At 71.9% G+C, this 13,499-nt stretch carries 9 protein-coding genes; 2 read left to right on the top strand and 7 right to left on the bottom strand.

The genetic code is table 11. The features are described from left to right. Positions 1–15 precede the first annotated feature (15 nt). Both GXY85_11605 and GXY85_11600 read left to right on the top strand, forming a co-directional pair. Positions 16–1,008: a hypothetical protein gene (locus GXY85_11605; protein ID NLW51468.1), complete on the top strand. Its 993-nt coding sequence runs from the start codon at positions 16–18 to the stop codon at positions 1,006–1,008. 24 nt (positions 1,009–1,032) lie between these two features. Beyond that, entirely contained in the window at positions 1,033–2,118 is a 1,086-nt protein-coding gene (locus GXY85_11600) for a hypothetical protein (protein NLW51467.1), read from the top strand. A 13-nt stretch (positions 2,119–2,131) separates the two neighbouring features. Here the strand turns inward: GXY85_11600 and GXY85_11595 are convergent, their stop codons facing one another. The 7 genes from GXY85_11595 to GXY85_11565 all read right to left on the bottom strand — a co-directional run bounded on the left by GXY85_11595 (position 2,132) and on the right by GXY85_11565 (position 13,499). Continuing rightward, positions 2,132–2,812 (bottom strand): phosphatase PAP2 family protein, encoded by a 681-nt coding sequence (locus GXY85_11595; protein NLW51466.1) that lies wholly within the window; start codon positions 2,810–2,812, stop codon positions 2,132–2,134. A gap of 13 nt (positions 2,813–2,825) precedes the next feature. Further along, positions 2,826–5,717, bottom strand: a complete 2,892-nt coding sequence (nagA, locus tag GXY85_11590) for an N-acetylglucosamine-6-phosphate deacetylase (protein ID NLW51465.1) — start codon at positions 5,715–5,717, stop codon at positions 2,826–2,828. Positions 5,718–5,846: 129 nt separating this feature from the next. Further along, the gene (locus GXY85_11585; GenBank protein NLW51464.1) at positions 5,847–6,233 is read right to left on the bottom strand and encodes a response regulator; all 387 of its coding nucleotides are present in this window, start codon (positions 6,231–6,233) and stop codon (positions 5,847–5,849) included. A 55-nt stretch (positions 6,234–6,288) separates the two neighbouring features. Further along, positions 6,289–7,956, bottom strand: a complete 1,668-nt coding sequence (locus GXY85_11580) for an NAD(P)-binding protein (protein NLW51463.1) — start codon at positions 7,954–7,956, stop codon at positions 6,289–6,291. A gap of 4 nt (positions 7,957–7,960) precedes the next feature. Beyond that, positions 7,961–10,369 carry a 4Fe-4S dicluster domain-containing protein gene (locus GXY85_11575; GenBank protein NLW51462.1) on the bottom strand — a complete coding sequence of 803 codons (2,409 nt, stop codon included), beginning with the start codon at positions 10,367–10,369 and terminating at the stop codon, positions 7,961–7,963. A 12-nt stretch (positions 10,370–10,381) separates the two neighbouring features. Then, positions 10,382–12,694 (bottom strand): PQQ-like beta-propeller repeat protein, encoded by a 2,313-nt coding sequence (locus GXY85_11570; protein NLW51461.1) that lies wholly within the window; start codon positions 12,692–12,694, stop codon positions 10,382–10,384. Further along, positions 12,636–13,499 (bottom strand): 4Fe-4S binding protein, encoded by an 864-nt coding sequence (locus tag GXY85_11565; GenBank protein ID NLW51460.1) that lies wholly within the window; start codon positions 13,497–13,499, stop codon positions 12,636–12,638. The genes GXY85_11570 and GXY85_11565 overlap by 59 nt, the downstream gene beginning before the upstream one ends.

The following is a 13,499-nucleotide window of genomic DNA, read 5'->3' as shown; positions in this document are numbered from 1 at the left end:
CGGAGGAGATACGCAATGGCGGATGTCCCGGACGAACTGTGGACGCTGGACGCCCACTGCGACAGCATCGAACGGCGGTCCTCGCGGGGGCTCTCGCTCGACCTCTGCGTGGCCGAGGACGGCTGCCACGTGAACACGGCGCGCCTGCGCGCGGGCAACCTGCGCGGCCTGTTCGCCATGGTCGGTGAACAGGATCTCCTGGCCAGCCTGCGCATGATCGACGGGGTCTACCGGATCGCGGCCGCCCATCCCGACGAGCTGGCGCTCTGCACGACGGCGGCCGACGTGCGGACGGCCGTCGAAGCCGGCCGGGCGGCGATCGTCATGACGATCGAGGGCCAGTCGATGTTCGCGGAGCAGATCGAGCAACTGCGCAACTGGCACCGGCTCGGCGTGCGCGTCTGCAGCCTGACGCACAACGAGGGCACGGAGGATACGCCCCACGCGCTCCAGGTCAGCCGCAGCCACTTCGGCTATCTCTCCCCTGCCGAGCGGGCCGCTCTGCGCAGGGAGCAGAAGGGCCTGACGGACTTCGCGCGCACGTCGCTGGCGGAGATGGGCCGGCTCGGCCTGGCCTGCGACCTGGCGCACGCCAACGAGGTGACGTTCTGGGAGACGCTGGAATGCGCGACCGGCCCGGTCTGCTATACGCACGGGAACTGCGCCGCCCTCTGCCCCCACACGCGGAACATGACCGATGAGATGATGACCGCGCTGGCCGGGAAGGGCGGCGTCGTTGGCCTCTGCTTCTATGGACCGTTCGTCAGTCAGGACGACCCGACCCTCGATGACTACGTCGAGCACGTGCTCCACGCGCTGGATCTGATGGGCGAGGACGGAGTCGGCATCGGCACGGACTTCGACGGCGTGCCGGAGGGCGCGGTGATGGCCGTCCCCGAGCCCTCGCGCATGGGCGACCTCTGGGAGGCGCTCGACCGGCGGGGAATCCCCCGCAGAGTGCTGGTGAAGATCGCGCACGACAACTTCCTGCGCATGCTCCCGGCGTAGACGGACCACGGAAGGGAATCCACGATGGCCGAAGAGACGCGACCGTGGCGGCTGATGACCCTGGAGGAAGCCCGGAGCCGCATCCCCGAGCGCACGCTGCCCGGATTCTGGTGCGGCGGTCTGGCCCGGCTGGACGAACACCTTGCGGCCGTGCAGGCGGGCGAGGTGAGCACCATGGGGACCTCGCCGGGCGGCCGCCCCATCCGGCTGGTCGCCTACGGCGAGCGGGAGTCCGCCGGCGGAAAGGCCAACTTCAACTCCGCCGTGGCGGCCCGCGAGCCGTCGGCCTACATGGACCGGGCCTCGCGCACGAAGCCGGTCGTCTTCTTCGTCGGCCCGGTGCACGGACACGAGGTGGAGGGTCTGACCGGCCTGGTGAACCTGATGCACGTCATGGAGACGGGCGCCGACCTGCGCGGCCGCCCCCAGGACGAGTTGAGGGCCCTGGCCGAACGGTGCCGCCTTCTGATCCTGCCCACGGGCAATCCGGACGGTCTGGCCCGCTTCGAGCCCGGCACGCTGCAGGGCCTCGAGGGCGACGACATCCGCTTCTGGGGGCAGGGCACCTGGAGCGACGGCCGGCTGTGCGGCTGGCCCCAGTGCAAGCGCGTGCACCCGATGCGCGCCGACCAGGTGAGCTTCCTGGGATGCTACTACGACGACGCGGGCGTGAACCCGATGCACGACGAGTTCACGCGGGCGATGAGCGCCTCCGCGCCGGCCATCCTCGACGTGGCGCGCCGCGAGGGGCCGGACCTGACCGCCGTCCTGCACAGCAGCGGCCACGCCCCGCACTTCGGCCGGCCCGCCTACACCCCCCTGGCGGTGCAGGAACACGTCAGGGCGCTCTACCGGGTCTTCCAGGCCCGCCTGGAGCCGCTCGGCATCCCGTCGGGCGGCGCGCCGGAGCCTCGGCCCGAAGGAGGCGAGTTCCCGGCCTCGCTCAACCTGACCGGCATGCTCTACCACGTCTGCGGAGGCGTGCCGTTCACGTTCGAGTGCCCGCACGGCGTCCGCACGGACCGCGTGCGCCTGCTGGGACTGGAGGAGATCCTGGAGGTCCAGCTCGCGCTCTATTGCAGCATGCTCGAGTTCGCGTTGAGCCGATAGGGGCTGCACGCCGTCAGCCGGAAGGCGGCGCCGGCCGTTCTGCCGCCCGGCCGACGCGGCGGCAGAGCAGCACCCAGGCGGCCCCCACGCACCATCCGCCCAGAACGTCGGACAGCCAGTGTACCCCCAGGTACACGCGGCTGGCCCCCACGAGGGCGGCCAGAACGACGGCGATCGAGATCAGGTAGAGCCGGAGGGCGCGTCGGACGTGCGCACGCGCCGGCAGCAGCGCGATCGTGGCGTACACGACGGTCGACATCGTGCTGTGCCCGCTGGGGAAGCTGGCCCCGAACGCGACGACTCCGGGCGCGGCCATCTCGGGCCGTGCGCGGCCGATCCACGCCTTCAGCAGATAGCTCAGGAGAAACCCCCCGCCGACCGACGCCGCCAGCAGCCAGGCGCCCCGCCGTTCGTCGACCAGCAGCAGGATGCCCAGGGCGGCGGCCGTCACGAACACCAGCACTCCGGTGGAGCCGAGCGCCGTGACGTCGCGGACCATGCCCGTCAGCCACGCGGGCCCGACGGGTGCCCGCGGGTCGCCCGGCTGTCGCAGCGCGGTCAGCACGGCACCGTCGAGGCCGTGCACGGCCCCGCCGTCCGCCTTCGGGAGTGCGCACGCAACCGTCACACCGACCAGAAGGGCCGGCACCAGCCATGCGCCGAGCGGGCGCAGCCGCTCCCGAAGCCGAGTCATGGGCATCGACTCCTCAGGACCCGGCGGGCATGCCGGGCGGCCGCAGCGCGGTCCCCTCCGGCCGCCGGTAGACGGCCCGCCCGCCGATCAACACCGTGTCGACCTCCAGTCCCTTGTCAAGCACCACCAGGTCGGCATCGCGCCCGACGGCGATGACGCCCTTCTGCCGGTCCAGCGCCAGGGCGCGCGCAGGATTCAGGGTGGCCATCCGCACGGCCTCCTGGATGGGAATGTCGGTGTTCTCGACGAGGAACTTGACGGAGCGGTCGAGCGTGACGGTGCTGCCGGCCAGCGTGCCGTCGCGCAGGTAGGCGCGCCCCCGCCGCACGGTCACCTCCTGGTCCGAGAACTCGTACGTTCCGTCCTCGCACCCGCTGGGGGTGACGGCATCGGAGATGAGGATGATGCCGCTCTCGCCCTTGAGCCGGTGGAGGAGCGTGACGATGGCCGGATGGACGTGGATGCCGTCGGCGATGAGGTGGACCTTCAGTTCCCGGCGCAGGAACGCGGCCGTCAGCACGCCGGGAGTCCTGTGGTGGATGGGCGGCATCGCGTTGAAGATATGCGTCACCTGCGAGAGCCCCAGATCGATGGCGCCGTTCACGTCCTCATAGCTCGCCCGGGAATGCGCCACAGCCAGCACGATCCCTGCCTGGGATGCGACCTGCATGACGTCGTGCGCGCCGGGCACCTCGGGGGCCATCGTCATCATCTTGATGTGCCCGCGTCCCGCCTCCTGGAGCCGGAGCTGGTTGTCGATCGTGGCGTCCCACAGGTAGTCGGGGTTCAGGGCGCCGGCCATGTCCTTGTTGACGAACGGCCCCTCCACGTGAATCCCGTGCAGCACGCCGTGCCGCACGCCCCGCCGGCAGAAGTCCGCGACCTGCTCGATCGCCCCCAGGAATCGGTGCCTCTCGTCGGCCTGGATCGTGGCCAGAAGGCGGGTGGTGCCGTGGGAGATGAAGTAGTCCAGGATCGCCTCCACGCCGGCCTCGTCGGCAGTGTTGAACGCGTGGCCGCCGCCGCCGTGCACGTGCAGGTCCACAAAGCCGGGGACGACGTACTGGCCCTGCAGATCCACAACCTCTGCGTTCGGCGGCAGGTAGACGCTGTCGAAGTCGCCGAACTGCGTGATCTTCTCCCCTTCGATGACGATGCACGACTTGTGCGCAACGCGGAACGGCGTGATCGCCGTGGCGTTCGTCAGCACGAGGGGCGGTGCGTCCGGCGCCGGCTGCGCGACGACGCCCATCCGGCCGAGGATGGAGAAGGACTCCCGCTTGACGGCCTCGCGCACGAAGCGGCCGTCGGCGCCCCGCGGCAGGGGGTGGGTGCGGATCTGCATGTCCTGCACACGTTTGAAGCGGGCCAGCCCCGCGGTACATCGGCCGATCTCGCGCCGGATCAGTTCCTGAAGGGCCGGGGCTCCCCTGCCCGCCTCCCGCTCCTCCCGCGCGTGCGCCTCGACCCGCTCCAGGTCCGGCACCACGACCGCAAAGACCGTCTCGGTGCGGTCCGGCTTCTCCCTGCCCACAACGCAGACCTCGGAGATGTACGGGCTCCGGATGATCCGTTCCTCCAGTTCCTCCGGCGACACGTTGACGCCGGCCCCGGTGATGATGACATCCTTGGACCGCCCGGTGATGAAGAGGAAGCCGTCCTCGTCCAGACGCCCCAGGTCGCCCGTGTGCAGCCACCCGTCCCGAACGGCCGCGCCGGTGGCGGCCGGGTCGTTGTGGTAGCCGGCCATCAGTTGATCGCCGGCGACGCAGATCTCGCCGATCCCGCGGGCGTCCGGAGACTCGATGCGGAGGCGCGCGCACTCCAGCGCCCGTCCGACCGAGCCGGGCGCGCAACCGGCGGGAGGCGTGAACGCGCACACGCCCGACGTCTCCGTCAGGCCGTACACCTGCAGCAGCCCGATGCCGACGTCCCGGTACGCCAGGGAAACGGATGCCGCCAGCGGCGCTCCGCCGCTCACCAGATGCCGCACGCTCCCGCCGAAGCACTGCCGTACCTGTTCGGCATGGGCCGCCCGCACGGCCCTGTCGCTCTCCAGCTCGGCCAGCGACAGCGCCCGCTCGCCCGTGACGCGCTGAACGGCGTTCTCCAGGAGCATCCTGAACATGCTCGGCACACCCAGGACGACGGTCGGGCGCACCTCCTCCATGCACCGGAAGACGGTCGTGTACTTGATGTCCCGCGCGTACGCCACCGATGCACCGGTCATGAACGGCAGAACCAGCCCGCAGGTGATCTCGAACGTGTGGCTCAGGTGGATGACGGACAGGAAGCGGTCGGCGCCGGTGATCGCCAGGCCGCTGAGCACACAGGGCAGACCGGCCAGGATGCTCCTGTGCGTCAGCACGACGCCCACGGACCGGTTGCCCGTTCCGGACGTGGAGATGATGACGGCCGGCTCGGTCGGCTCGGGCGCGCACACCGGTTCATCGCCGGGGCGGTGCGCCTGCACGTCGCGGAACCGCAGGCCGCCGTCCGCCTCGCCCGCATCCAGGATGATCGTGCCCTCGAGGCCGAGGCGGGCCAGGTTCGCGACCAGACGGCGCGTGGTGAAGGCCCACCGGGCGCCCGTCTCGGCGAAGACATGGGCGATCTCGGCCGGGCCGTTGTGGTAGTCGACCGGCACGACGACGCCGCCGGCCAGGACGATGCCCCAGAACGCCACGGCCCACTCGTGCATGTTCGGGGCGTAGATGCCGACGCTGTCGCCGGGCCGGACGCCGTGTTCCCGCAGGAATGCGGCGATGCCCCGCGCGGAGTCGTAGACCTGCCGATAGGTGACGGGCGGCGCCAGGCGCCCCGACGGCCGGTAGGCCGGCTGGTCGCCGAACGCTTCGGCCCCGAGCGCCGGCAGGTCGGCCAGTGTCTTCAGGCGTTCATCCATGGTCGTGCTGTCCTTGCGAGAGGCCCGGACGACGCACCGTCCGCAGAGCGAACACTCCATTGTAGCCGTGCCGCAAGCGCGGCGAAAGCCGCGCGCAGGGTGCCCGGGGCGCGTCCGGCCCGGGTTGCCTCAGGACCGGAGCAGCTCCGCCATCGCCGAGAGCAGCTCGGACGGATCGACCGGCCTCTCCATGAAGCGGTCGGCACACGGGCCGCCCGGGCCCCCCCGTCCGTCGAGCCGGTACGGGAGTTCGTCGTTGACGGCCGTGACCATGATGATGGGCATGGCCTTCAGGTCGGCGTCCGAACGGAGGCGGCAGGCCAGGTGAACGCCCTCGCTGAACGTGTCGATCATCGCGTCGACGACGGCCAGGTCCGGCGGCGACTCGCGGGCGGCCTGCCAGCCTTCGGCCCCGTTCGTCGCGGTCGCGACCTCGTATCCCTCCGCCTCGAGCACCACCCGCAAGGCGGCCAGCAGGTCCGCGTCGTCGTCGACGAGGAGGACTCGCTTCGCCATGCCGCACCTCCCGGGTGATCACAGACTCCGGCGGGCATTATACCGCAGTCTGCCGTCAGGCAGGGCCCTGTTCCGGCGTGCACGCACGGATCTTGATCGCGCCCGTCGGACAGGCATCCGCGCATGCTCGGATCGTCGCCGCGAGCCCGTCCGAAAGCGTGGCCCCGAACGGCACGTCCACGTGCGTGTCGTGGCCCCGCCGGCGGAAGCCGATGCCGAGCGGCTCGCCGTGCGCCTCGGCGATCCGCACGCACAGCCCGCACAGTATGCACTTGGCCGGCTCGAAGACGACCCCGCCGGCGGACTCCTCGCGCACGACCGGCCGCGGCAGCGTGCGGAAACGCCCGGCGTCGGCGCCGTACTCCTGCGCGTAGCGCCGCAGCCTGCAGTCGTCCCGAGCCAGGCAGTCGCACTGCAGGCAGCGCGCGGCCTCCTGCCGGGCCTCGGCGTCGCTGAGGCCCTGCACGACCTCGGACAGGCCCTGCGCCGACGGCCCGGCCGGCTCACGGCGCTCCGGCACGCGCGCCCGGGGAACGACCGACCCGAGGATCTGCGCCCGGTCGGCCTCCGAGAGCCCGCCCATGCGCACGTGGAACGCCGCAGGCTCGCCCGTCACCTCCGCCCCGCTGAGGTACTGACCGATCGAGACGGCCGCCCGGCGGCCGGCCGCAACCGCACGCACCACCGAGCCCGGCCCGCTCACCACGTCGCCGCCGGCAAAGACGCCCTCGGCCGACGTGGCCATCGTCTGCCGATCGACTGCGGCGCCCCGGGCGGACGCGTCCAGGCCGAGCGTCCGCAGCAGGTCCGCGTCCGCCGGCACGCACAGGTTCGCCCCCGGAATCCCCGGAGCGGGACGGTCCGAGGCACCCGCCGCCACGAAGACGGCGTCGTGCTCGCGGCGGAGCACGTCCATCGGCACGTCGCGTCCGACGGCCGTTCGCAGGCGCAGGTCGCACCCCATCCGCAGGATCACGTCCACCTCGGCATTGACCACCGCCCTCGGCAGGCGGAACGACGGGATGCGCCGCAGCATGCCGCCGGCGGCGGCGTCGGCCTCGTAAACGGTGCAGGCGTGCCCCGCCTCCAGCAGGTAGTAGGCGGCCGAGAGCCCGGCCGGGCCCGCGCCGATGATGCCGACGCTCCTTCCCGACGGCGACGCGCACTGCGGACGGAAGGGCTCGGCGGCCTGCCGGTCGGCGTCGGCCGCGTAGCGCTTCAGTGCGCAGACGGCGATCGCCTCATCGCTCTCGCCCCGGCGACAGACGCGCTCGCAGTAGCGCGCGCAGACGCGGCCGAGCACACCGGGCAGCGGGATGCGCTTCCTGATCAGCGCGGCCGCCTCGCGCGTGCGGCCGGCCCGCACTTCTGCGATAAACCCCGGGATGTCCAGCCCCGCCGGGCAGGCCAGGGCGCACGGCGCCACGCAGTCGCCCCGGTGGTCGGACAGCAGCAGCTCCAGCGCCGTGCGGCGGGCGGCGCGGATCTCGGGCGAGTCGGTCGTGACCGCCATCCCCGCCTCCGCCCGTGCCGAGCAAGCAGGCAGGAGCTTCCGACGGCCCTGCACCCGCACCACGCACAGGGAACAGGACGTCCACGGCGGCAGCCCGTCCCGATGGCAGATGGTCGGTATGTCTACGCCAAGGCGGCGGGCGGCCTCGAGGATCGTGGCGCCCGGCGCGACGGCCACCCGGCGGCCGTTGATGGTCAGTTCTATGCTCATCGGTTCATTCCACGCCGACGGCGTCGGCAGGACAGATGCGCCGGCAGCTGCCGCAGCGCACGCATTTCTCCTGGTCGATCTCATGCCGCTCGTAGGGTCGGATGGGGATGGCCTCCGCCGGGCAGTTCTGCGCGCAGAGGGTGCATCCGATGCACCGGTCGCCGATCTCGAAGCGGATCAGGTCCGGACACTTGTGCGCAGGGCAGCGGCCTTCGACGTGCGCCTCGTACTCGGAGCGGAAGTACCGGAGGGTGGTCAGGACCGGATTCGGCGCGGTCTGCCCGAGGCCGCACAGGCTCGCGGCCGCCACCTGCCGACCCAGGGCCTCCAGCTCGTCCAGGTCGGAGGCTGCCCCCCGGCCCTCGCAGAGCCGGTCCAGTATCTCCAGCATCCGGCGCGTGCCCACACGGCAGAACGTGCACTTGCCGCAGGACTCGCTCTGCGTGAACCGAAGGAAGAACCGGGCAACGTCCACCATGCAGGCCGTCTCGTCCAGCACAACGATGCCGCCCGAGCCCATCATCGCGCCCTTGTCCGTAAGCTCTTCGTAGTCCACGGGCGTATCGCCCATGGCGGCCGGCAGACATCCTCCGGACGGCCCGCCCACCTGCACGGCCTTGAACTCGTGGCCCTCCGGCACTCCCCCGCCGATCTCCCGGACGATCTCGTCGATCGTGATGCCCATCGGCACCTCGATCAGCCCCCCGCGCCGGACCGCCCCGGCCAGGGCGAAAACCTTGGTGCCCCGGCTCCGTTCGGTGCCGATCCTGCGGAACTCCTCCGGGCCGTGGAGCATGATCCAGGGCACGTTCGCGTACGTCTCCACGTTGTTGATGCACGTCGGCCGCCCCCAGAGGCCCTGTTCGGACGGGTACGGCGGGCGGCAGCGCGGAGTGCCCCGCCGCCCCTCCAGGGATGCCAGAAGGCCCGTCTCCTCGCCGCAGACGAACGCGCCGGCCCCTTCGCGCACGTGCAGGCGCAGCCGAAACTGCCCCCCCGGCATCCGGTCGCCGAGGTAACCGCGCTCGCAGGCGTTCTCAATGGCCAGCCGGATGCTCTCGGTGGCCCGCGGATACTCGTTGCGGACGTAGAGGTAGCCCTCCTCGGCCCCGACCGCATAGGCCGCGATCGCGATGCCCTCCAGCACGCGGTAGGGCACGGCCTCCAGGAGCGTGCGGTCCATAAAGGCGCCGGGGTCGCCCTCGTCGCCGTTCATCACCACGTAGCGGACGGGCCCCGGCTGCTCGGCCACGGTCCGCCACTTCCGGCCCGTGGGGAAGCCGCCGCCCCCCCGCCCGCGCAGGCCGGCCCGGTCGATCCCGTCGATCACCTCCCCGCGCGTCCGGTGCGCCAGGCAATGCTCCAGGGCCCGGAACCCCCCCCGGGCGATGTACTCGTCGATGTCCAGCGGGTCCAGCCGGTCGGTCCCCTCCATCACGATCTGCGTCTGCTTGGCCGTGAACGCGACGATCTCGTCGGCGCGGAGTGCCTCGCGATGGTCCTCCGGGCGGTCCCAGGCCGAACCGTCCCACAGGGCACGGACGACGTGCCGGTAGCCGCTCTCCACGCGCCGCAGGAGCCCCCGCGGGGCGACGTGCCGGCGCACGATGCCCCGCACCGAGGCCGGATCGACGTTCGTGTAGCGCGTCAGAATGCCGTCCGGCGCGATGTAGTCCACCAGCGGCACGATGTCGCAGAGCCCCACACAACCCGAGCACCGCAGCCGCACGGGACGCCCCAGGTGCGCCAGCTCGCGCTCCAGGGCCTCCCTGACCGCCAGCGTGCCGTTGGCCACACAACAGGACACGAGGCTGACGCGGAACTCGGGCGCCGGCCGGTCGGCCGCCGCAAGGGCCGGCCTCCGCCTCCGGCGTCCGGCATCTGCGCGCGAGCGCAGGAACCCGTCCAGAGCCGCCGCGACGGTCCCGGCCGTCAGATGGCCGTAGATCTCGCCGTCGACGCTCATGACCGGCGCCAGCGAGCAGCAGCCCAGGCAGGCGACCTTCTGCAGCGTGAAGAGCCGCCGCGCGTCGGTGTCCGCCCCGTCGGACAGGCCCAGGTGCCGGGCCAGCGCGTCGGATATCCGCTGCGCACCGGCCACGTGGCAGGCGGTACCGTGGCAGACGCTGATCAGGTGCCTGCCCATCGGCATGTGCCGGAACTGCGCGTAGAAGGTCGAGATGCCCTGGATCTGCACGGGGCTGATCTCGGTCAGTGCGCAGACGCGTCTCAGGGCCGCCTCCGGCAGGTACCGGTACCGCGACTGGATGTCCTGGAGGATCGGTATGGCCGCCCCCGGCTCCCCTCCATGACGCCGCACGATCTCGTCGACGATCCGCAGGTCGATCGCCTCCTGGCCCTGAGCGGCCGGCTCGAGTGCGGCAAGGTCCGGGTGATCGTCGCTTCGTGACATGCGGCTGCGTCCTCAGGGCTTCGTGCCGATGCAGAAGAGGCTCTTGTCGCCCCGGATGTAGATGCGCGAGTCGGCGAACGCGGGGGTGGCGAAGACCTTCTCGTGGACAGAACCGGCTTCCTGCTCGCCGTACTCCCGGGCCAGCTCGCAGATGCGCGTCGTGCCGTTCATCTGCGTGACGTACACCCGGCGGCCCGCCAGGACGGGCGACGCCCAGACGGTTGCCCTCTCGATATCACGCTCCCAGACGGCCTCGCCGGTGGCGGCCTCCAGGCAGACCATGGCGCCGTAGCTGGTCACCTGGAAGAGCAGCTCGCCGTCGCACACCGGGCTGGGGGTATCGGACAGGGGCACGGACTCGTTCCTCCAGAGCACGTGGCTCTCGGTCACGTCGCCGCGCCCGTTCGGGCTGATCGCGGCCACTGCGGCGTAGTCGCCGGTGACGTAGACCGCCGTGCCGTCGAAGAACGGGCTCGGCGCCACGTCCTCCGCCAGAACGTCCGCCCGCCAGAGCTCCTCGCCCGAGGCCGGATCGTAGGCGATGACCCACGGCGTCGCGCAGGTGACGATCTGAGGCCCCCGGTCGGTCCGGATCGCCAGCGGGGTACTCCACGAGGCGCCCACCGGCCGTGCGGTGCGCCAGACCGGGTCGCCGGTGCTCGGATCCAGGGCGAGCAGATGCGACGGGGCCCCGCCGTGCTCGCCGTAGCCGCGGTCGAACTGGAGGATCAGCTTGCCATCGTGCACGATCGGCGATGTGCTGATCCCGTAGACGTTGTCCGGATCGCCCAGGTTCCGGACCCACACGATCCGGCCGCTGAAGTCGAGCGCGGCCAGGTCCGCCGTCGCGAAGAAAGCGTAGACGCGCTCCCCGTCCGTCGCCGGGGTGGGCGCCGCATACCCGGTGTCCTCGAAGACCTCCACCCGCCCCGCATCCGAAGCCGCTCGGGACGGGATGGGAGTGCGCCACAGCAGGTCCCCGGTGGACCGCCGGAAGCACATCACCTCGCGTCTCCCCTCATCGGCGCCCGTCAGGAAGACCCGATCCCCCCAGAGGACCGGCGAACTCTTCCCCATCACCGGCACCTCGGCCGTCCAGACGATGCCGGTCCCGTCGGCGGCGTCCCAGGACGTCGGCCAGTCCCCCCCCTCCGCCAGCCCCATGCCGGTGGGCCCGCGGAACAGCGGCCAGGCCTGCACGTGGGCCGGTGCCTCGGCGACGGTCCCCCCGTCCGGCGCGCGCCGAGTCGGGACCTCCGGCGCGCGGGGAGTCGGGACGCCCGGCGCGCGCGGGAAGTCCGCCCGCCCCAACGGAAGCAGCGCGACCAGTGCCACAACAAGGACGGCGGCCATGCCCGCCAGGCCCGCCACCTTCCGCGCCCGCCGTGCAAGCCAGACGTCCGCACTGGTGCGAGCGGCCGGCGAACCGGGCGTGGGCAGGGCGCGGTCCAGCGCCGCGTACCAGCGCGCCGAAAGGACAAGGGCGACCATGCCGGCGATCAGCAGAACCATGCCGACCGCAACGCGCCGCCGGTTCGCCAGGTACTGCGCGCGCACGCGCGCGTCCTCGGCACGGACCAGATCGGCCAGCCGGGGGTCGTCCAGACCGGAGGCGAGCCCCTGCCGAAGCGCCTCGTAGGCCGTCTGATCGGGCGCGGCGGCTCCCTCCTGCACCCGGATGGCCGTCAGCGCGCCGATGACGACCCCGCAGAACACGGCGCAGACGATCGCCAGCGACAGGGCCGCAAAGCGGCGGCCGCGCAGTTCCCGCTCCTGATCCCGGGCCGACTGACTCCGCTGCGGGTCCGGTGCCATACTCATCCCTCGTCGGAGTGGTCTGCGGTCGTCACGGAGCGCTGCGCCTTGCGGCGCCGGCGTTCGCGCGGACATGCACTGAAGCAGCGGGTGCACGCGACGCAGGCGGCCGGATTGACGGCGTATTCGGCATGCCGCTCCCCGCGGCCCAGCGAGACGAACCGCAGCCCGAGCATCAGGCCGAACCAGGCGCCCAGCACGGTCGCCCCGAGGCGGAAGCGCCTCTCCACGGCCCGCGCCTGCCGATAGGCCCCCTCCAGGGGCTCGCCCGTGCGCCGGAAGGCGTCGCTCCGCAGGGTGCGCTCGGCAAGGCGTTCGCTCTCCTCCAGGTGAAGGCGTGCCGCCAGGCCCACCCGCTGGTCGGCCCGCGCCAGCACCGGCCCGGCCCAGAGGCCGGCCAGCGCCCCCAGGACCACCGCCAGGATGATGAACAACGGCGCTCGTTCGGCGGTCATTCCTCGGGCACCCCCCGGGGAGTGGGCGGTTCGATGGCCCCGAAAGGACAGGCATCCTCGCAGAGGCTGCAGACGATGCACTCGTCCGGCGTCGTACGGACCCGTCGCCAGGACCAGCGCGAACACAGAGCCAGCAACACGCCGTAGGGACACAGGAACCGGCAGTAGGGACGCCCGACGAACATGGAAAGCACGACGAACGCCGCCCCGGCCCACAGCATCGGCGTGACGCCCGAGAGCCGGAACAGACTGACAAAGGGATCATACCGGCAGATGAGGAAGCCCGTCCCGTTCGCCGCGTACAGAACCGCCACCCCGAGGTACAGAACCGGAAGCAGACCCAGACCGGAGCGGAGCCAATCCGGCAGCCTCAACGGCCTCAGGAGCACCAGGTCCTGGACCGCCCCGAGGGGGCAGACGCCTCCGCAGAAGACCCTGCCGAACAGAAGGGCGAACGCCAGCGGCAGCGCGAACAGGATCGCGACCGTCAGCGGAATCGCGTACCCCGAGCCGAAGAGTGAGAGGCTCACGTGCTGGGTAGCGCCGACCGGGCAGACGCAGCCCCTGCGGAGGAAGCCGAAGAACGCCAGGCAGAAGGCCGAAAGCGCGATCATGGGCGCGCGCCGGCGCAGCCGGTGCACGAGGAACGTCCCGACGCTCAGCGCCCCGAACATGACGGCGATGGCCGGCCAGTCCCCCACCGCCGGAGACGCCGCCGGAAGGACGGCCTCCGGCATGGTGTAGCCCGGCTCGAAGTCCGGCGGGGGGAAGCGCTCAAGCGCCCAGGCCCGCGCGGCCAGAAGGCCGCACAGAACGCCGACGCTGAGGGCGAAACGGTCGTAGCCGGCGCGCGGACGCAT

Source organism: Candidatus Brocadiaceae bacterium, assembly GCA_012728835.1.
Lineage (GTDB): Bacteria > Planctomycetota > Brocadiia > SM23-32 > SM23-32 > JAAYEJ01.
Note: the sequence above shows the minus strand (reverse complement) of the source record. Positions and strands in the feature narration are given on the sequence as shown.

Coding starts and splice junctions, on each gene's coding strand:
- GXY85_11605 (NLW51468.1), top strand. CDS start 16: ATGGCGGATGTCCCGGACGAACTGTGGACGCTGGACGCCCACTGCGAC.
- GXY85_11600 (NLW51467.1), top strand. CDS start 1,033: ATGGCCGAAGAGACGCGACCGTGGCGGCTGATGACCCTGGAGGAAGCC.
- GXY85_11595 (NLW51466.1), bottom strand. CDS start 2,812: ATGACTCGGCTTCGGGAGCGGCTGCGCCCGCTCGGCGCATGGCTGGTG.
- nagA (NLW51465.1), bottom strand. CDS start 5,717: ATGGATGAACGCCTGAAGACACTGGCCGACCTGCCGGCGCTCGGGGCC.
- GXY85_11585 (NLW51464.1), bottom strand. CDS start 6,233: ATGGCGAAGCGAGTCCTCCTCGTCGACGACGACGCGGACCTGCTGGCC.
- GXY85_11580 (NLW51463.1), bottom strand. CDS start 7,956: ATGAGCATAGAACTGACCATCAACGGCCGCCGGGTGGCCGTCGCGCCG.
- GXY85_11575 (NLW51462.1), bottom strand. CDS start 10,369: ATGTCACGAAGCGACGATCACCCGGACCTTGCCGCACTCGAGCCGGCC.
- GXY85_11570 (NLW51461.1), bottom strand. CDS start 12,694: ATGCCTGTCCTTTCGGGGCCATCGAACCGCCCACTCCCCGGGGGGTGC.
- GXY85_11565 (NLW51460.1), bottom strand. CDS start 13,499: ATGCGTCCGCGCGCCGGCTACGACCGTTTCGCCCTCAGCGTCGGCGTT.